This window comes from Limisphaera sp. VF-2, assembly GCF_049537125.1.
GTDB lineage: Bacteria > Verrucomicrobiota > Verrucomicrobiia > Limisphaerales > Limisphaeraceae > Limisphaera.
Genome location: NZ_JBMVQY010000004.1, coordinates 487271 through 506401 on the forward strand (window position 1 = coordinate 487271; position 19131 = coordinate 506401).

Consider the following 19131-nt stretch of genomic DNA (forward strand, 5'->3'; position numbering starts at 1 on the left):
CCGGGTTGGGGGGAGGGGGCGTCCCTCATCGCACTCGTTCCCGGGGCGGATGCCGCCCGCAGGTTCGTGGCAACAGGGTCAGGGGTTGGGTTGCCAGGGTTGATAGTTGAGCAGCTCGATCTCGACGCGCGGGTTGTGAACAGCGACGCGCGTCACACTGGCGTAATCGATGGCCAGCGAGGCCGTGGCGGCCAGGGACCACTGGCAGAGCCACGCCAGAGCCATGCGAATGACGCCGCCGTGACAAACCACCGCCACCGTGCGACCCGGCTGCTCCTGCAGGATTCGTTCGAGACAGGCGGCGACGCGGCTGCGGAATGCCTCACAGGGTTCGGCGGCGCGAATGGCGTTCTGTTCCAGCAGAGCGAGCCAGTCCCATGGGCTCTGGCCGAATCGGGCCTGAACCTCGTCCCATCCGACGCCGGTCCACTCGCCGAAGTCCACTTCGCGCAATTCCGGGCAGAGCACGGGGGTGGGACCACCGTTTCGGAGCCAGGGCTCGAGAGTTTGTCGGACGCGCAGCATCGGGCTGGCGTAAACGGCCCGGGGGGCCAAACTGGTCAGCCAGGGCACGAGGGCCCGGGCCTGTTGATGACCGTGCTCGGACAATTCGATGTCCAGGCGACCCGCAAAGACCCGTTGGTAGGGAACGGCCACTTCCGCATGCCGGATCAGGTACAGACGCGTGGGAGTTGCACTCATGGGGTCGTGGATGGACACACGGACGACGGTGCGCTGAAAGTCCGCAGCGCCTCTTGCTGGGCCTGAATGAGCTGTTGGATTCCTGCCTTGCCGGCTTCGAGCATCTCTTGCAGTTGGGCCTCGGTGAAGGTGGCCTCTTCTCCGGAGCCCTGGATTTCGATGATTTCGCCGGCCTGGTTCATGACCAGGTTCAGGTCCACACTGGCCTCCACGTCTTCGTTGTAGCAGAGGTCGAGGAGGACCTGACCATGGACGATGCCGACGCTGACGGCGGCGACCGGGGGACGGAGCGGGGATTCGGTGAGGGTGCCGTTGCGCAGGAGGCGTTCCAGGGCCAGGGCGAGGGCGACGTAACCGCCGGTGATGGCGGCGGTGCGGGTGCCGCCGTCGGCCTGGAGCACGTCGCAGTCCACCCAGAGTGTGCGGTCGCCGAGTTTCTGGAGGTCCACGGCGGTGCGCAGGGCACGGCCGATGAGTCGCTGGATTTCTTGGGTGCGTCCTTCGGGGCGGCCCTTGGTGATTTCGCGAGGTTTCCGTTGCGGGGTGGAGTAGGGGAGCATGGAGTACTCGGCGGTGAGCCAGCCGCCGGGCAAACCTTGTTCTTTTTTCCAGCGGGGCACGGCGGGTTCGAGGGTGACGGCGCAGATGACGCGAGTTTGGCCCCATGCGACGAGGGTGGACCCCAGGGCGTGCGGGGCGATGTCGTTTTGGAAATGGATCGGCCGGAGCTGACGGGGGTGTCGGCCGTCGAGCCGTACCGGTGGTGGCGATGTTGCTGACGTGGTCTCGACCATGGCGCGGGAGTTTAACGCCATGGCGGAGGTGGGGCAATGATACGGCGGGACCGGAGGGCCAGCGAGGGGGCGCTCTACCGAACGCTCCGCCCAGGGACCGGTGGATGCAACCCGGGGGGTGAGGTGACGGGTTGTGAAGCGGGCCGGAAGCGTTCACACTTGGGGGACATGAATCTGTTTGATTTGAGACGGGAGTACGAGAACCGGCCGTTGCACCGTCGGGATCTGGCGCCGGATCCGTTGGTGCAGTTCGAGCGCTGGTTTCTCGAGGCGCGCGAGCACGTGGCGTTGGATCCCAATGCGATGTGCTTGAGCACGGTGGGGTCGGACGGGCGTCCCTCGGCGCGGATGGTTCTGCTCAAGAGTTACGATGCGAACGGGTTTGTGTTTTTCACGAATTTGGAGAGCCGCAAAGCGCGGGAGATCGAAGGGAATCCCCATGTGTGCCTTCTGTTTTTTTGGGCGCCGTTGAGCCGGCAGGTGGTCATCGAGGGGCGGGCGGAACGGGTGTCGACGGCCGAGGCGATGGCGTATTTTTTGACGCGGCCCCGGGGCAGCCAGATTGGGGCCTGGGTCTCGGAGCAAAGTCGGCCGATTTCGTCCCGTGCGGTCCTCGAGGCGAAGTGGGAGGAGTTGAAGCGCAAGTTTGGTGAAGGGCAGATTCCGTTGCCTTCGTTTTGGGGCGGTTACCGGGTGCGGCCGGTGCGGTATGAGTTTTGGCAGGGACGGGAGAATCGGTTGCATGATCGCTTCGAGTATGTGGCCGATGGGGCGGGGGGGTGGCGGATCGAGCGGCTGCAGCCATGAGCGGGCAAAGCATCCGGGTCGGGCCCCCGATCCGGACCCGATGGCGCCCAAGAGGCGGGGGATCGGGAAAGTCACTGGACGCTGTTGATGTTCAAGGGTATAAGGAGGCTCGCCCCACGCCTGGGCCGCAGGCAAGGAGGGCTCGCCCGAGAGAATCGTCCGAGGCTGGCTGGGAATGAATCTCAAAGCCATAGAACGAGGGTGTGAACGGGGACTTCTGTTCCTGACCCTGGTATTGCTGGTGTTCGCGCCGTTGGCGACGGGCTGTGTGCGGCCGCAGGACTTTTTGGTGGTCCAGGCGTTGACGGTGGCATTGCTGGGGTTGTGGATCCTGCGGCTCTGGGTGGAGAAGCGGCCGGAACTGTTGTGGCCCCCGATCTGTTGGGTGGTGGTGCTGTTCACGCTGTACGCGCTGGGAAGGTATTGGACGGCCGACATCGAGTGGGTGGCGCGGCAGGAATGGTTGCGGGTCCTGGTGTACGCCTCGGTGTTTTTCGTGGTGTTGAATCATTTGCACGGCCAGGAGGCCACGCGGACGATCGCGTTCACGATGATCGGGTTGGGGACCCTGATTTCCTTTTATGCCATTTACCAGTTTGTGAGCGGGTCGAACCAGGTGTGGGGATTCGTGTCGCCCTACCGGCATCGGGGCCTGGGAACGTACATCAATCCGAATCATTTGGCCGGTTTTCTGGAGTTGGTCGTCCCGCTGGCCTTCACGTATGCGGTTGCAAGTCGGCTGTCGCCGGTGGGGAAGGTCGTCCTGGGGTATGCGGGGCTGGTCATGTTGGCGGGACTGGTGGTGACACTGTCGCGGGCGGGCTGGGTGGCGGCCGGGACCGTGTTGTTGGTGATGTTTGTGGTGCTGGCCCTGCGGAGTGCGCATCGGTGGCTGGCGCTGGGTCTGCTGGCGGTGGCCGTGGCGGCCGGCTTCTATTTTTTGCCGAAGAGTTTCGTCCTCAAGAAGCGATGGGAGCTGGTGGCCCGGGAGGTGGCCGAGGGCCGGACGGCGGATGTGCGACCCGCGTTGTGGCGGTCGGCCTGGGAATTGTGGCGGGAGAATCCGTGGTGGGGCATCGGTCCGGGGCATTTCGATTATCGATTCCGGCAGGTGCGGCCCGCGGCGGTGCAAAACCGGCCGGACCGCGTGCACAACGATTATCTGAACACGTTGGTGGATTGGGGCGTGGTGGGGGCCACGTTGGTGGGGGCGGCGCTGATCTGCCTGCTGGTGGGCGTGGTCCAGACCTGGCCGTATGTACGGGGAACTCTGGCGGATCTGGGGGGACGAGCGAGCAACAAGTTCGCCTTTGTCTTCGGGGCGTCGCTGGGGTTGGGAGCGATCCTGATTCATTCGGTGGCCGATTTCAACATGCACATCCCGGCCAATGCCCTGATCGCGGTGACGTGGATGGCGCTGTTGAGTTCGCATCTGCGGTTTTCCACGGACCGATACTGGTTCCGCGCGCGGTTGCCGGTGAAGGTCGCGGTGACATTGGTGCTGGTGACGGTGGCCGGCTATTTGGGGCGGGAGGCGTGGGTGAGCGCCCGGGAGCAACGCGTGCTCGCGCGGGCCGACCGATTGCCGGATTGTTCGCCGGAACAGGTGGCGGAGCTGCAAAAGGCGTGGGCCATCGAGCCGAGAAACGGGCGAACGGCCTATCGGCTGGGCGAGGCATTGCGGATTCAGAGCTTCGAAGGCGCGACCAATTATCAAGCGCTGGCCGAGGAGGCGATGCGGTGGTTTGAGATCGCGATGCGACTGAACCCTTACGATCCCTATCCGCCGTTGCGCTATGGCATGTGTCTGGACTGGCTGGATCGGACCGAGGAGGCCCAGCCGTATTTCGATCGCGCGGTGGAGCTGGATCCGAACAGCTACTACGTGGTGGCGCACATGGGCTGGCATTACGTGCAGAAGGGGCAATACGCCTCGGCCCGGCCGTGGTTCGAGCGATCGCGCCGCCTGCAATGGAAGGACAACCCGATGGCGGACCGGTACCTGGAGATTGTGCGACGCCGTTTGTTGGAAGCCGCGACCAACACGGTGCCCGTGCGGGGGGCCGGGCCCCCGTGAACCCGTGGCCGCGCGAGCACCTGCGTGCGCCAAACGGACGGCTCAGGGCGTCCGGCCCCGCAAGGACGGTTGCGCGAATCTGAAGGAAGATGGTGAAGACCCTCTACAACGTGCTGTTCACCGTGGGCTTCTGGCTGGCCGCCCCGTATTACTTTTGGCGGATGCGCCGGCGGGGGAACTGGCGGACGGGTTTTCGCCAGCGTTTTGGCCGCTACGACACGAAATTCAAGCAGTCCATCACCAACCGGCACGTGCTCTGGATTCACGCGGTGAGCGTGGGGGAGGTGAACCTGTGCACGCAGTTGATCCGCGCGCTGGAACCCCGCTTGCCCAACGTGAAGATCGTGGTTTCCACCACCACCACGACGGGCATGGGGGAGTTGCAGCGGAAGACCCCTTCCCACATCGGGAAGATTTATTATCCCATCGACCGCAAGCCCTACGTGGCGCGCGCGCTGGGGGCCGTCAAACCAATTGCCATTCTGCTGATGGAAGCGGAGATCTGGCCCAACTTTTTGTGGCGCGCACGCAACCTTGACATCCCCGTGTTTTTGATCAACGCACGCCTCTCGGAGCGGTCCTACCGCTGGTATCGGCGGCTGGGTTGGTTTTTTCGACCCCTGTTCGCGTCGTTTGCCGGGGTGGGTGCACAAAATGAAGCGGACGCGGCCCGGCTGCGGGAGCTGGGCTGCCGGCCGGAGGTGATCCGGGTGGTGGGCAGTTTGAAGTACGATGCGGCGCACCTGGAGGAACGAACTGCACTGGATGTGCCCCAATTGTTGCAGCAGATCGGCGTGGGGGCGGGACGGCGAATCCTTCTGGGGGGCAGCACGCACGCGGGTGAGGAGGCGATTCTGGCGGAGTTGTTCCTCCGGTTGCGCACACGGCATCCGGATCTGTTTCTGATTCTGGTTCCGAGACATTTCGAGCGCGGCCGCGAGGTGGGGGAGGTGCTGGCCCGGAGCGGTTTGCGGTTCGTGTATCGCAGTGAGATCACGAGTCGCACCGTGTACGCACCGGGGCAGGTGGACTGTTTGCTCGTGAACACCACGGGCGAACTCCGCCACTTTTATCCGCATGCCACCGTGGTTTTCGTGGGGAAGAGTCTGACGGCCGAGGGGGGACAGAATCCGCTGGAGCCGGCCGCGGTGGGCAAGCCGGTGGTGTTTGGGTCGCACATGGAGAATTTCGCGGCGATTGCCCGACAACTGGTGGACGCGGGGGCGGCGCTGCAGGTGCGGGACGTGCGGGAGTTGGAGTCGGCATTGGACCGATTGTTGGCGGATCCGGTGTTGCGAGAGGAGATGGGGCGGAAAGCGGTGGCGGTGGTACGGGAGAACCTCGGCGCAGTGGAGCGGACGGTGGAAATGGTGTTGGCGGAGCTGGCGCGGCGTCGGCCCGAGGTGTTGATTGTGCGGGATTGAGGCGGCTGGGGCGTCTCGATTGGCGCGAGTTTTGGGGTTGAGGGGCCGGGGATTCCTGACGGGCATTTTCCTTGGGATTTGGGGAGGTTCGGGCGCTTTTCGGGCCTGGTTGGCACGGGGTGTGGTTTCGGGTGTGAATAACTTGTGGACAATCCGGGCGAAATGTTGTTGACGGCTGGTGGGGCAAAGTGTTTAAGAGTGGGGCGAAGTGGAGCAAAAGTAGCGCCCAGACAAGCGCGGTGGATCGCCCGTGAGCGCCGAAGCCAAAAGTGCCCGGATCTATTACAACTCCCGCTACCTGCACGGTGTGGACGAGAAGCGGCGAGTCCAGATCCCGGCCAAGTGGCGTCCGGCCGAGGGCGAGGTCGAGTTCACCATCATTGTCTGGCGCAAAGGACCGCACGGTCCGTGCTTGCGGGTCCTGCCACCGGAGCAGATGGAACGGTTGATGCGGACGATCGATGCCATGCCCAACGAAGATCCGCGCAAGACCGTGTTGAAACGCGTCATTGGCAGTAACTCCGAGCAGGTGACCGTGGACCGGGCGGGTCGGATTTGCCTGCCGGAGGCGATGGCCCGCGAGGCGGGCATCAAAGACGAGGCGCTTCTGGTGGGACTGCTGGACCGATTCGAGATCTGGAATCCGCAACGATACGCGGCGGTGGAAGCGGCCGACCAGGTGCTGCTGCCGGATGCGATGAACCTGATGGAGTGAGCCTCATGCTGGAGCGGTTACTCGTGACCACGCGTGTGATTACCCGCGCCGGCGACAAAGCCGGGGCATATCGAATGCGAAACATTCCGACGCTGCCGCCCCTGGGCTCGGCCGGAGGCCCCCGGGTGCGCCCCCGCGCAGGCGCGGCGGGAAGCTGGGGCCGGGCTAGGGTCTCCGAGCCCATGGCCACGACGCCGGCGGTGACTCCAGTTCCAGTGCCGCAGGCGGCCGCGGCCGAGCCGGGCCGGCGGAACCCGGCAATCGCAACCCACTCGGGCGGGGCGGCGGGCGAGGAAATGCGGGAGCGCGAGTGCGAGCAGGTGGCCGCGGCGAAGGTTGCCCGTGGGGAGATCCTGCAGCCGAATGCGGCGGGGCCCGCGCCGGGAAGGCGGCTCTGGCGTGGACCGGCGGGTTGGAAGTGGCCGTGGAGGAGAACTCCCGGGGCGCAGGGTCCGGCGCAACAGATGGAGCTGCCGCTGCGGCGGAGGGAGGCGCTGGCCGAGGTGAAGGTGGTTCGGAACGATTTGCGGGATGCGGACGAGGAGCTGTGGGGTCAGCGCGGGAAGGCCTCGAGCGGAGGTGACTCCGGCCCGAGGGCGTGGCTGACCGGTTTGCGGGCACTGCAACGCTGGTTCGATGGCTGGGTGGCACGGCTGGCCGGCAGCCGGCAGGGTTGAAGCGGGAGGGCCACGCAATGGCGGGGGCTTGTGAAACGGTGGCATCAACCGGTGTTGGTGGAAGAGGTCGTGGGCCTGTTGGCGCCGCGGCCCGGGGGGCGGTATGTGGATGCCACGGTGGGCACGGGGGGACACGCCGAGGCGATTTTGCAGGCCAGTGCTCCGGATGGCTGGCTTTGGGGCTTCGATCGCGATCCGGAGGCACTGGCGTTGGCGCAGGAGCGGTTGGCGCCGTTTGCGGGCCGGTTCGAACTGCAAAAGGGCAACTACGCGGATTTGCTGATGAAACTGGCGCCGGAAAGTTGTGACGGGGTGCTGCTGGACCTGGGGGTCAGTTCGCTGCAACTGGAGACGCCCGATCGCGGGTTCAGTTTCCAGGCCGACGGCCCGTTGGACATGCGGATGGACCCCGCGCAGCGATTGACGGCTGCGGATCTGGTGAACAGCGCTTCCGAGGAGGAACTGGCGCGGTGGTTCTGGGAGTTGGGCGGCGAACGACGGTCGCGTGCGATTGCGCGGGCGATCGTGCGGGCCCGACCGGTGACGCGCACGGCACAATTGGCGGAGCTGGTCTGTGCAGTGGTTGGACGGGGGGGCGGTGCGCGGCATCCGGCCACGCGGGTGTTTCAAGCGCTGCGCATTGTGGTCAACGACGAATTGGGCTCGCTGGAACGGGGTTTGGAAGCGGCGTGGCGGGTGTTGAAGCCGGGCGGCCGGCTCGCGGTGATCACGTTTCATTCCTTGGAGGTGCGGTTGGTGAAGGCTTTCGGACGGGAACGGGTACGGGACTACGAGTGTCCGGGGGACGTCGATGTGCCGGAACTGCGTCGGCCGCGGCCGCCGCAGGCGCGCTGGGTGACGCGCAAGGCGGTGGTCCCCCGGGCGGCGGAGGTGGAGGCCAATCCGCGCAGCCGGAGTGCGCAGCTGCGGGTGTTGGAAAAGGTCTGACGCATGACAGGGCGACATCGCAAGCATCGGCAGGAAGGCTGGTTTTGGCCGGCGCTGTGGGTGGCGGTCTTGTGTCTGGGGTTTGGCGCTTTGGGCCTGGGTTACGTGTGGCAGCAGAATCAGGTGGACCGGTTGAGCCGGGAGATTCGGCTGCGGGAGCAACGGTTGGCGGAGTTGCGGTTGCAGAACGAGCGGTTGCGACGGCAGCTGGCCACGTTGCAGACGCCGCGGGTGTTGGAGCAGCGGGTTCGGGAACTGAATCTGGGCCTCGTGCCGGCGCATCCGGCGCAGGTGTGGCGGTTGCCGGAGCCGCACGGCTGGCCGGAGACGCGGACGGCGGGCGGGTTGGCGAACCCGACGGTTCCCGGGCCGGGTTGAATTGAGCGGCTTTGGGCCGCCGCCCGTGACGCGGTCGGAAGAGGAACCGATCGCCGCGGGCGTGCGGCCGCCCATTTGGGGAGGCACGCGCCAAAGGCGCGGCCAGCGGCGGGAACGGGGACGGGGTTGCCCGGGTGCGGGTCGAGAGGGCAACCCCGTCCGGGGATCGGGCAGCGGAAACGGGCGGATGGGCGACAGTGTCAAAACGGCGGTGCAGTTGCGCCGGGCGGTCCTGGTGGCCACGGTGTTGTTCGGGCTTTTCGGCCTGCTGGCGTACCGGCTGGTGGAGCTGCAGTTGGTGAGGCATCCCGAGCTGGCGGAGGAAGCGCGGCGGAATCGGGAGCGGGAGTTTCTTCGGCAACCCCGTCGAGGCGACATTCTGGATGCTCGGGGAGTTTTGCTGGCCACGAGTGTACCGGTGCGCACGGTCTGCGCGGATCCGGTTCTGGTCGGCGACCGTCAGGCGGTGGTGGCTCGTTTGTTGTCGCCCTTGTTGGGCATTTCGGAACTGGAGCTGCAGCAGAAGTTGTTGCCGCGGGTGCGGTGGGACGCCGAGACGGGTCGTGCGGTCACGAATCGTTATGTCGTGTTGGCGCGCAAAGTTCCGGTGGAGACGTGGCAGCAGATTCGGAAGGCGATGGCCACGTTGGCTCCTCCGCCGGACAGCACGCTGCCCAAGGCCGAGAAGAATTTCCTGTCCCAACTGAGCCGTTACGCGGTGTTCGTGGAGCCGTGGGAGGATCAACTGCGGGTGTACCCGAATCAGAAGTTGGCTGCGCATGTGCTGGGGTACACGGGATTGCAAGAGGTCACCGTGGACGGGGTGAAGCTTCTGGAGACCCGCGGAGCCGATGGCCTGGAGCGCACCCTGGATGCGCAACTGGCCGGGGTGCGCGGCTGGCGGGTGACCGAAGTGGACGGGGGCCGGCGCGAGGTGGTGCGGTTGCGCGATCAGGATGTGGAGCCGCGGGACGGGTGGAACGTGGTGGTCACGCTGGACGCGGTCATTCAGAACATTCTGGAGAGTGCTCTGGCCGAGGCCATGGAGCAGCATCGGCCGCGCAACATCACCGGCATCGTCCTGCGCCCGCAAACCGGTGCGATTCTGGCGATGGCCTGCCTGCCCAGTTTCGATCCCAACCGCCCCGGTGATGCACCGGAAGAGGCGCGCCGCAATGTCATTCTGACCGACCACATGGAGCCGGGCTCGACCTTCAAGATCGTGGTGGTGGCCGGTGCGCTCAACGACGGGGTGGTGCGATTGGAGGACGTGTTCGACTGCGAGCAGGGCCGGTTCGCGTACGGGGGCCGCATCCTTCACGACCATCATCCCTACGATCGGCTGACGGTGGAGGAGATCATCACCAAGTCCTCCAACATCGGGGCGGCCAAAATCGGCATGCGGCTGGGCGAGCCACGGCTGTACGAGTACATTCGCGCCTTTGGGTTTGGGGCGCGGACCGGGCTGCCCTTGTTGGGCGAGATGCCCGGGTATGTGCCGCCGGTGAACCGGTGGTACAAGATCTCGATTGCGCAGATTCCGATGGGCCACGGTGTGGCGGTCACGCGGATGCAGATGGCCATGGCGATGGCGGCGCTGGCCAATGGAGGGGTGCTGATGCGCCCGATGCTGGTGGAGCGGCTGGAGGACCGTCGGGGCCGCGTGGTGGCGGCGTACGAACCCCAAGTGGTGCGGCGGGTGGTCAGCGAAGAGGCGGCGCGGGCGATGGTGCGTGCGTTGAAGACCGTGCCGACGCCACAGGGCACGGCTCCGGCCGCGGCCGTCCCGGGCTACGCGGTGGCAGGAAAGACCGGGACCGCCCAGAAGGCCGAGGGCACGCGCGGGTACGTGCCCGGCAAATACATTTCGTCTTTCATTGGGTTTTTGCCGGCGGATCGACCGGAGGTGTTGATTGCCATCACGTTGGACGAGCCGCAGCGGGGCTATTACGGGGGCCAGGTGGCCGGGCCGGTGTTCCGCAAGGTGGCCGAACGGGTGATGCAGTATCTGGGCGTGCCGCCGGACGATTCGGAGACGGAGTCGGGGTCGGTCGCGCGGGCGGCCTCGGAAGGCGCGGGCTCGCGACCGGGTTCCGAACGTCGTTTGCGTTCCACGCACGGAGGCAGGGAGTCATGAATACGAATGCACATCCATCGCATCGCTTGTTTCTGGCGGCGGCGGCCGGCGAGCGGCCGGGGACGCGGCGTCCGGCGCGCCTCGAGGATCCCGGCGGGCGGTTGCCGGGGAAGGCCTCGGCACCGCAGCACCGGGCGGGGTGGGCGTTGGAGCGGGCACTCGATCTGGCCCAGGAGCTGCACAAACTTCAGAAGGCGGAGGTTGCGGCTCGATGATCGCCATTGCTCCGGTTCGGTTTCGCGCTCCCCGGGGGCGCCGGCGTCGTTGTAGGCTGGAGCCGCTCATGGAACCTTGCACGCTGGAGTTTATCGCGGAGGCTTGTCAGGCCCGGTGGGTGCGGGGAGACCCCGCGCTGCGGATTCAGCGGGTTTGCACGGATTCGCGGCAGGTGTTGCCCGGGGACCTGTTCGTGGCCCTGCGAGGGCCGAACTTCGACGGGCATCAGTTTGTGTCGGCCGCCGTCGCAGGCGGGGCGGTGGCCGTGCTGGTGGAGTCCGGCTGGGCCGTGCATTGTCCGGAGGGATGCGCGGTTTTGGAAGTGGACGACACCCGGGCCGCTCTGGGCCGATGGGCCGCCCGACACCGGCAACAGTTCGACATCCCGGTGGTGGCCGTGGCGGGGGCCAACGGGAAAACCAGCACCAAGGAGTTGTTGGCGGCGGTGTTGAGTCAGCACGGGCCGACCCTCTGGAGTCAGGCCAGCTTCAACAATGATGTGGGCGTTCCGTTGACCCTCCTGCGGCTGGAACGAAAACACTGGGCCGCGGTCCTGGAAGCGGGGACCAACCACCCGGGCGAACTGCGGCCGTTGTTGGAATGGATTCGTCCCTGGCACGGCATTTTCACGGGCGTGGGACGAGAGCATTTGGAGTTTTTCGGGGACCTGGCCGGTGTGGCCAGGGAGGAGGGAACGCTGGCGGAAGTGCTTCCGGCGGAGGGCCTGTTGGTGCTCAATGGCGACGATCCCTGGGCCGGGACGATGATCGAGCGAACCCGGGCCCGAGTGATTCGGGTTGGGCTGGGATCGCACAACGATTGGCGCGTGAAGAGCGTCCATGTGGACTGGTCGGGCACGGAATTTGAAGTGGAAGGGCCGGTGCCGGCGTGGGCGGGGAAGTACCGGACTCGGTTGCTGGGGGGTCACCAGGCCCGGAATGCCGTCCTGGCGCTGGTGATGGCACATGCGTTGGGGGTGAGTGCCGACGCGGCCCGGCAGGGGCTGGCCCGGTGCGCGCCGCCGCCGCACCGGATGGAGACTTTCCAAGTCCAGGGGGTCTGGGTGCTGGACGACTGTTACAATGCGAATCCGGACTCGATGCTGGCGGCGTTGGAGACCTTTGTGAGGCTGCCGTGTTCCGGCCGACGCGTGGCGGTGCTGGGAGAGATGGCGGAGTTGGGGGCGCATGCCGAGGCGGCGCATGCGGAGGTGGGCCGGCGTGCGGCCGAGTTGGGGGTCGAACAGTTGTTTGCGGTGGGGCCGTGGGCTGCGGTGATGGGGGCGGCCGCACGGGCCGCGGGCCTGATGCGGGTGTTGGAACTGACCCACCCGGAGTCGGTGGCGGGAGCCTTGCGCCAATTCTTGCGCGCCGGCGATGTGGTGCTGATCAAGGCGTCCCGGCGGATGCGACTGGAGCAGGTGGTCGACGGATTGCGGGCTGATGCCGGACGGGATGCATGATTTATTATTTGTGCCAGTGGATCGGCGAGATGGCCGAGGGGACGGTCTGGGCCGAGCGACTCTCGTTTCTGCGGCTGTTCCGATACATCACGGTGCGCAGCGGGGGTGCGGCTTTGACAGCACTCGGGTTGAGCTGGTGGTTGGGCCCGCGAGTCATCGCCTGGTTGAAGGCCCTGAAGTTTGGACAGGAATACCGGGATCGTGCGGAAGAGTCGGGCGACTTACGGGCGCGGTTGTTGAGCAAGAAGGGAACGCCCACGATGGGCGGCTTGCTCCTGGTGCCGGTGATGGTGCTCAGCACGCTCTTGTGGGCGGTGTGGAATCCGCTGGTCTGTCTGGCGGTCTTGTGCGTGCTGGTCTTGTGCGGGCTGGGGTTCTACGACGACTTTGCCAAGATCACCCAGCAGAACAGCCGCGGGACCTCCGAGCGGGTGAAGCTGGCGGTGCAAACCCTGTTGGGATTGGTTGTCGGGTTGTATTTGTGGTGGAATCCGGCCACCCGCCCTCTGGTCACCGAGATCATGGTGCCGTTTTACAAGCATCCGGTGCTCACCGGCGCCGGTGGCGTGGGGTTGCTGGTGACGGTGCTGGCCGTGGTGGGGAGCTCGAATGCGGTGAATCTGACGGACGGCCTGGACGGGTTGGCCATTGGGCTCACGGTGATCACGGCCTTTGTGTTTCTGGTGTTCACATACCTGGCGGGTCACGCGGTGGCCGCGGCGTATTTGTTGATTCCGTACGTACCGGGGGCGGGCGAACTCACGGTCTTTTGCGCGGCCATGATCGGGGCGGGATTGGGGTTTTTGTGGTACAACTGTCATCCGGCGCAGGTGTTCATGGGGGACACGGGCTCGTTGGCGCTGGGGGGCGGACTGGGCGTGGTGGCGGTGTTGATTCATCAACCGTTTGTGTTGGTGATTGCCGGGGGGGTGTTCGTGCTCGAGGCGCTCTCGGTGCTGTTGCAGCGGTATTACTTCCGCTACACGCGGCTGCGGACGGGCACGGGGCGGCGGGTCTTTCTGATGGCGCCGCTGCATCATCATTTCGAGAAGCTGGGCTGGTACGAGAGTCAGGTGGTCACGCGCTTTTACATCCTGGGCGTGTTGTTTGCCGTGCTGGCGCTGGCCACGTTGAAGATCCGATGAACACCGCAGAATGCCGGGGATCGCAGCTTGTGGAAATGCGTCCGCACCCGCGGGGCGGACCGCAGGCATGTTGCCGCTTGCGCCGCCGGGGGCAGGGTGTTAGAAGCTGGCCTTGCGAGGCGCGCCTGCTGCCGGCCGGGCCGGGAGCGGGTGTGCGGTGGCCGGTTGTTCGAGCTTTCGATCCCATTCGAATCGCCCAGCAACGCGGTCTGTTCTTTCGAAGGATTCGCGGATCCGGGCCGGATCGTACGCCGGGTGGAAGAAGCCGGTCCCGGGGGTTCCGGAGCATTGGCATGGGTCGGGGTGAGGGACGACCGACATGCAGGGCTGAAACCTTCCCTCAGGAGAAACTTCCGGCGCGTGGGGCGCCGTTTGAATTATGAGCACTGACAATCCGTTGCTTCCGCAGGGTTCGTTGTTGGGACAACGAGCACAGAGCCGGTCCCGCGTGCGGACGGCGTTTTTGTGTGTCCTGGCTGTGCACGTGCTGGCCATCGGCGCGGCTTTGATCGTTCAGGGTTGCAAACGCGAGCAGCCGCCGCCGGCGTTTCCCGAGTTGTCTCCTGTGTTGCCAACGTTCGACACGAACCTGCCGCCGGTGGTGGAGACCAACGTGGCTCCGGTGCCCGGGTTGGCCGAGACTTCGCCGCCGCCGGCGGTGGTCACGGCACCTCCGCTGCCGGTGCCGTTGCCCGCGCCCACGCCGGCGGTCCCGACCCCGGTGGACAGGCCCGCGGAGGGGGCGCCGCCTTCAGAATACACCGTGGAACCGGGGGACTCGTTTTACACGATCGCCCGGAAGCTGGGTGTGCCGATGAAGGCATTGATGGATGCCAATCCGGGGGTGGAACCGCGGCGGCTGCGGGTGGGACAGAAACTGGTGGTGCCGGCGGGCGCGACCGCGACTGCGGCGAATCGGACGGCCGCCACCAGCGGTGCGGTGGAGTCCCAGGCGTCGGTGGCCGGGGAACAGGTATACGTGGTGAAGTCCGGGGACAACCTGACCAAGATTGCCCGGCAGTTCGGCGTTACCGTGGAAGCGTTGCGTCGCGCGAACCAGTTGCGCACGGACCGCATCAAGGTGGGGGACAAACTGAAGATTCCTGCGCCGGCGGCTCCGGTGCGATCCGAGCCTGCACCGGTGACGCAGCCGGTGCCCATGCCAACGCCGCCCTCGGTGCCGGGCGGGTCCGGGGGTGGGCCGGGTTCGATGCCCCCCATCGGGCCGGGACCGGTGCAGCCGCAGGGACCGCGTCCGTGAGAGCTGCGAAGACGCTGCCCCCATGACTCGGATGGGCCGTTTCAACCCCGGCTTGCAGTTCGACTCGGCATGAAGCTGGCGGTGACCACTTTGGTGTTTTGCGTGACGGCGTTGGTGGCGCTGGGCCTGGTGGTCTTGTACAGCTCGACAATGGTGCAGCACGGGGCCGACCAGGTGACCCGGCAGGCGATCTGGTGTGCCCTGGGCCTGACGATCGCGGCGGTTCTGGCCGCGGTGGATTACGCCCGCTGGCGCCGTTGGGTCTGGATCATGTACGGGATCGCGGTCTTCTTGTTGGCGCTGGTGTTGGTGCCGGGGATCGGGATCCGGGTCAATGGCGCGTCCCGCTGGCTGGGGTTCGGGTCGGTCCGCCTGCAGCCGTCGGAGTTCGCCAAATTGGCGCTGATTCTCCTGATCGCGTGGTACGGAGAGCGCCGGGCGCGGCAGCTGATGACCTTGCGCGGCGTGGTGAAACCGGGGTTGGCCGTGGGGGTGATGTTGGGCCTGGTGTTTTTGGAACCGGATGTGGGGACGACGGTTTTGATGGCGGGGCTGGCGCTGGCGTTGTTTCTGGTGGCGGGGGTTTCGTGGCGGCTGGTGCTTCCGGCGGGGTTGTCCGGCGCGGCGGCCGTGGGATGGTACGTCTGGCAGGATCCGGTGCGTGCCCAACGGATCTTTTCGTGGGTGGCGTTGGAGGAGACGAAGCAGGGCACGGGATTCCAACCGTACCAGGCGATGCTGGCGCTGGGATCCGGCGGCTGGACCGGGTTGGGGTTGGGCAACGGCCGACAGAAGATGGGCTTCGTGCCGGAACACCACACGGACTTCATTTTCGCGGTGGTGGGCGAGGAGCTTGGATTGGTCGGCACCCTCTTGGTGTTGTTCCTCTACGTGACGGTGTTGTGGTGCGGGTTGTGGATTGCGCTGCGGGCCAGGGACACGTTCGGCCTGTTGCTGGCCATGGGCGTCACCCTCCTGATCTCCATGCAGGCCATCATCAACATCGGGGTGGTCACAAGCCTGTTTCCGAACAAGGGATTGCCGTTGCCGTTTATCAGTTACGGCGGCTCCAGTCTGGTGGTGATGCTGGCGGCGGTGGGATTGCTGCTGAGCGTGGCACGCCGTGCACCGGCGCCCCTGCCGCAGAGCCGAAACCCATTTTTGCCGGACGAAGAAGCCGTACCTGCCGGATCTTGAGAGTCGTGGAGGCCGGGAACAAAGCGACGGTGTACAGGCAGCGAATGCCGGGCGGCAGCGACTGTTCCGCCGTGCCGCCCCTGCGGGTGGGCATTGCCTGCGGGGGCACGGGCGGGCATTTGTTTCCGGGTCTGGCCGTGGCCGAGGTGTTGCGGCAGCGCGGAGCGGAGGTGACGTTGTTCGTTTCGCCGAAGGAGGTGGATCGGCGTGCGGTCCGCGGCGTGCACGGTTGTGCGGTGGAGGTCTTGCCGGTGGCGGCATGGCAGGCGGGCAGTCGCTGGAGGTGCTTGACGGGATGGCTGCGGGCATGGCGTCGCGTGCGGCGTCTCTGTCGGGCCGGGGAAGCGTGGGTGGTTTTGGGCATGGGGGGATTCAGCTCGGTGCCGGTGTTGGGGGCGGCTCGGCGCGCGGGGCATCCGGTGTTTTTGCACGAGTCGAACGCGGTGCCGGGTCGGGCGAATCGCTGGTTGGTGCGCTGGGTGGACCGGGCGTTTGTGGGATTCGAGTGTGCGGCGAAAGCGTGGCCGGGCCGGCCAGTGGAGTGTACCGGCACGCCGGTGCGGTCGAGTTTCGCGGAGGCCGGCCGACTGGATGCGATCCGGCGGGCGGACGAGCAGCGGCGCGTGCGGTTGGAATTGGGGCTCGAGGCGGAGGCGCCGACCGTGCTGGTGGTGGGGGGCAGTCAGGGAGCGCGCGGTTTGAACGAAGCGGTGTTGCAAGCGTTGCCGCAGTGGCAGAGGACACGCGCGCCGGTGCAGTGGATCCATGTGACGGGGCAGGAGGATGAGAGTCGCGTCCGTGCGGCTTATGCGGCGCAAAAGGTGCGGGCAGTGGTGATGCCGTTTTCGGAGGCGATGGCGGAGCTGATGCTGGCGGCGACGGTGGTGTTGAGCCGGGCCGGGGCGTCGTTTCTGGCCGAGTTGGCGGCGGTGGGCGTGCCGGCGCTGTTGGTGCCGTTCCCGGCGGCGGCGGATGATCATCAATGGCACAACGCGCGTTGCCTTGCAGACTCCGGCGCGGCCCGGGTGTTGCGGCAGTCCGAGGCCACGCCGGAGCGTCTGATCCGCGAATTGGGCGAGTTGCTCGACGGGGACGAGGTGCGGCGAGCGATGGTGACGGCGCAGCGACGCTGGCATCGACCCGAGGCTGCGGCGCGGATTGCAGAGGCCCTTTGGGAAGCCGGGCAACAGCGGGTCGCGGAGGTGCGGCCGCGGGTGTGCTGCGGCCCAACGGTGGCGGCAATCCATGGCTGAGTGTGAGTACGGCACAGAGCTCATGAATCCGGCGGAGGCCAGTGGGAGCATCGGAACGGCAACGGAAAAGGCCCGGCCGCCGATGTTCGAGTCGCGGCTGCGGGAGGGGCTGTCGGGTGAAGCGCGGCTGTTCCGGGATGAACCGATGGCGCGGCGGACCACTTGGAGGGTGGGGGGGCCGGCAGACTGGTTGGTGGAGCCGGCCCAGGAAGCGGATCTGGCCTGGGTGGTGCGGGTCTGTCGGGAGGAAAGGGTGCCCCTGTTGGTGCTGGGACGCGGTTCGAATCTGCTGGTGACCGACGCCGGGTTTCGTGGGGTGGTGGTGGCCCTGGCACATCCGCTCTGGCAGCGCGTGGAGGTCGTGGGGGATCGGATCCGCAGCGGGGCGGGCGCGCGCTTGAAGGCGGTGGCTTGTGTGGCGCGGGATGCGGGTCTGAGCGGGTTGGAGTTTCTGGAGGGGATCCCCGGCAGTGTGGGCGGCGCGCTGCGCATGAATGCGGGGGCCATGGGCAGTTGCACGTTCGACGTGGTGGAGCTGGTGCGGTTCATGACGATGGACGGGCAGGTCGAAGAACGGTCTGCCCGGGAGATGGGTGCCCGGTATCGGGGCTGCGACGGGTTGCGGGAGCGGATTGCGTTGGGGGCGGTGTTCCGAGGGCGACCGGCCGCACGGGAGGAGATTCAGGAGCGGATGCGCCAGTACAGTGAACGCCGCTGGGCAACGCAACCGGCGGCTCCGAGCGCGGGGTGTGTGTTCAAGAATCCCGAGGGTTTGGCGGCGGGTCGATTGCTGGATGAGTTGGGTTGCAAGGGTTGGCGGGAGGGAGGCGCGCGGGTCAGCGAGGAACACGCAAATTTCATCGTGACGGAGCCGGGTGCGACCGCATCCGACGTGCTCCGTTTGATGGCGCGCCTCCGTTCGCACGTGCAGGTGGAGCGCGGCGTCAATTTGGAACCCGAGGTGCAGATTGTGGGCGAGGGAGCCGAGGCGTGGGTATGCTGGAAAGGCGACTGACGGTCACGGTCATGTTGGGGGGGCCCTCGGCGGAGCGCGAGGTTTCGCTGCGCTCCGGGGCCGGTGTGGCGGCGGCCTTGCGGTCCCTGGGACACCGTGTGTTCGAGGTGGATCCGGTGGAGCCGGGTTGGCGTCTGCCCGAGGGCACGGACGTAGTGTTTTTGGCGTTGCACGGCGCGTATGGCGAAGACGGCACGGTGCAATCGGTGCTGGAGCGGATGGGGGTTCCCTACACGGGCTGCGATGCCGAGGCCAGTCGGATCGGGTTCGACAAGGTCTTGAGCAAGGAACGGTTTGTGGCGGCCGGCGTGCCGACGGCCCGGTATGTGGTGGTGGATCGGCCGGATGCGCCGTGGCCGGACGGTTGGGAACCGCCGCTGATTGTGAAGCCGGCCCGTCAGGGCTCCAGTTTGGGATTGCAGTGTGTGGAGCGGCGCGAGGACTGGGCAGCGGCGCTGGCGGCGGCCTGGCAGTATGACAGCCGGTTGCTGGTGGAGGAACGGATTGTCGGACGCGAGGTCACCGTGGGACTCCTGGGGGAGGAGATTCTCCCGATCAGCGAGGTGCGTGTGCGGTCGGGGTTGTACGATTACCAGACGAAATACACGCCGGGGGCGGCGGAGTATCTGTGCCCGGCCCCGTTCGAAGAGGCCACGGCGGAACGGATCCGTGCGGCGGCCCGCGCTGCGTTCGAGGCGATCGGCGGGCGCGATTACGGTCGGGTGGACATGATGGTCCGTCCGGACGGTTCGCCGGTGGTGCTGGAGGTGAACACGCTGCCGGGGATGACGCCGACCAGTGCGTTGCCGCGTGCGGCGCGCGCGGCCGGCATCTCGTACGAGGAGTTGTGCGAACGGATGGTGGCGCTGGCCTGGCGCCGCGCCCACGGGCCGGCGCCGGTCGGACTGGAGCGGAGGCACTGA

18 protein-coding genes are annotated in these 19131 nt (G+C 66.6%); 16 read left to right on the plus strand and 2 right to left on the minus strand.

Features of this window, described 5'->3' with window-relative positions:
* Positions 1–78: 78 nt before the first annotated feature.
* Positions 79–702: a histidine phosphatase family protein gene (locus ACPDIT_RS13620; RefSeq protein WP_423444348.1), complete on the minus strand. Its 624-nt coding sequence runs from the start codon at positions 700–702 to the stop codon at positions 79–81.
* Positions 699–1517, minus strand: coding sequence for a ribonuclease PH (gene rph, locus ACPDIT_RS13625; protein ID WP_423444350.1), 819 nt, complete (start codon positions 1515–1517; stop codon positions 699–701). The genes ACPDIT_RS13620 and rph overlap by 4 nt, the downstream gene beginning before the upstream one ends.
* A 147-nt stretch (positions 1518–1664) precedes the next feature.
* On the opposite strand from rph, the gene pdxH reads away from it, so the two are divergent.
* From pdxH to ACPDIT_RS13705, 16 genes are all read left to right on the plus strand, one after another.
* Positions 1665–2303 carry a pyridoxamine 5'-phosphate oxidase gene (gene pdxH, locus ACPDIT_RS13630; protein ID WP_423444352.1) on the plus strand — a complete coding sequence of 213 codons (639 nt, stop codon included), beginning with the start codon at positions 1665–1667 and terminating at the stop codon, positions 2301–2303.
* 175 nt (positions 2304–2478) lie between these two features.
* On the plus strand, positions 2479–4380 hold the full coding sequence (locus ACPDIT_RS13635) for an O-antigen ligase family protein (RefSeq protein ID WP_423444353.1): 1902 nt from the start codon (positions 2479–2481) through the stop codon (positions 4378–4380).
* An 89-nt stretch (positions 4381–4469) separates the two neighbouring features.
* A complete protein-coding gene (locus ACPDIT_RS13640; RefSeq protein WP_423444355.1) occupies positions 4470–5804 on the plus strand; it encodes a 3-deoxy-D-manno-octulosonic acid transferase in 1335 nt (444 codons plus the stop codon).
* 250 nt (positions 5805–6054) lie between these two features.
* Positions 6055–6519 (plus strand): division/cell wall cluster transcriptional repressor MraZ, encoded by a 465-nt coding sequence (locus ACPDIT_RS13645; RefSeq protein ID WP_423444356.1) that lies wholly within the window; start codon positions 6055–6057, stop codon positions 6517–6519.
* Positions 6520–6701: 182 nt separating this feature from the next.
* The gene (locus tag ACPDIT_RS13650) at positions 6702–7196 is read left to right on the plus strand and encodes a hypothetical protein (RefSeq protein WP_423444357.1); all 495 of its coding nucleotides are present in this window, start codon (positions 6702–6704) and stop codon (positions 7194–7196) included.
* A 30-nt stretch (positions 7197–7226) separates the two neighbouring features.
* Complete coding sequence (gene rsmH, locus ACPDIT_RS13655; RefSeq protein ID WP_423444358.1) at positions 7227–8144, plus strand: 16S rRNA (cytosine(1402)-N(4))-methyltransferase RsmH; 918 nt, start codon at positions 7227–7229, stop codon at positions 8142–8144.
* Positions 8145–8147: 3 nt separating this feature from the next.
* Positions 8148–8522, plus strand: coding sequence for a hypothetical protein (locus ACPDIT_RS13660; protein WP_423444360.1), 375 nt, complete (start codon positions 8148–8150; stop codon positions 8520–8522).
* A gap of 187 nt (positions 8523–8709) precedes the next feature.
* Positions 8710–10659 carry a peptidoglycan D,D-transpeptidase FtsI family protein gene (locus ACPDIT_RS13665; protein WP_423444362.1) on the plus strand — a complete coding sequence of 650 codons (1950 nt, stop codon included), beginning with the start codon at positions 8710–8712 and terminating at the stop codon, positions 10657–10659.
* Entirely contained in the window at positions 10656–10874 is a 219-nt protein-coding gene (locus ACPDIT_RS13670; RefSeq protein ID WP_423444364.1) for a hypothetical protein, read from the plus strand. The genes ACPDIT_RS13665 and ACPDIT_RS13670 overlap by 4 nt, the downstream gene beginning before the upstream one ends.
* 68 nt (positions 10875–10942) lie before the next feature.
* Entirely contained in the window at positions 10943–12337 is a 1395-nt protein-coding gene (locus tag ACPDIT_RS13675) for a UDP-N-acetylmuramoyl-tripeptide--D-alanyl-D-alanine ligase (RefSeq protein ID WP_423444366.1), read from the plus strand.
* Positions 12334–13482 carry a phospho-N-acetylmuramoyl-pentapeptide-transferase gene (gene mraY / locus ACPDIT_RS13680; protein ID WP_423444368.1) on the plus strand — a complete coding sequence of 383 codons (1149 nt, stop codon included), beginning with the start codon at positions 12334–12336 and terminating at the stop codon, positions 13480–13482. Before ACPDIT_RS13675 ends, mraY begins: the two co-directional genes overlap by 4 nt.
* A gap of 379 nt (positions 13483–13861) precedes the next feature.
* On the plus strand, positions 13862–14743 hold the full coding sequence (locus ACPDIT_RS13685) for a LysM peptidoglycan-binding domain-containing protein (protein ID WP_423444370.1): 882 nt from the start codon (positions 13862–13864) through the stop codon (positions 14741–14743).
* Positions 14744–14812: 69 nt separating this feature from the next.
* Positions 14813–15940: a putative lipid II flippase FtsW gene (gene ftsW / locus ACPDIT_RS13690; RefSeq protein WP_423444371.1), complete on the plus strand. Its 1128-nt coding sequence runs from the start codon at positions 14813–14815 to the stop codon at positions 15938–15940.
* 29 nt (positions 15941–15969) lie between these two features.
* Positions 15970–17193: an undecaprenyldiphospho-muramoylpentapeptide beta-N-acetylglucosaminyltransferase gene (gene murG / locus ACPDIT_RS13695; RefSeq protein ID WP_423444372.1), complete on the plus strand. Its 1224-nt coding sequence runs from the start codon at positions 15970–15972 to the stop codon at positions 17191–17193.
* Positions 17186–18208 carry a UDP-N-acetylmuramate dehydrogenase gene (gene murB / locus ACPDIT_RS13700; RefSeq protein ID WP_423444373.1) on the plus strand — a complete coding sequence of 341 codons (1023 nt, stop codon included), beginning with the start codon at positions 17186–17188 and terminating at the stop codon, positions 18206–18208. The genes murG and murB overlap by 8 nt, the downstream gene beginning before the upstream one ends.
* The gene (locus tag ACPDIT_RS13705; RefSeq protein WP_423444375.1) at positions 18190–19131 is read left to right on the plus strand and encodes a D-alanine--D-alanine ligase family protein; all 942 of its coding nucleotides are present in this window, start codon (positions 18190–18192) and stop codon (positions 19129–19131) included. Before murB ends, ACPDIT_RS13705 begins: the two co-directional genes overlap by 19 nt.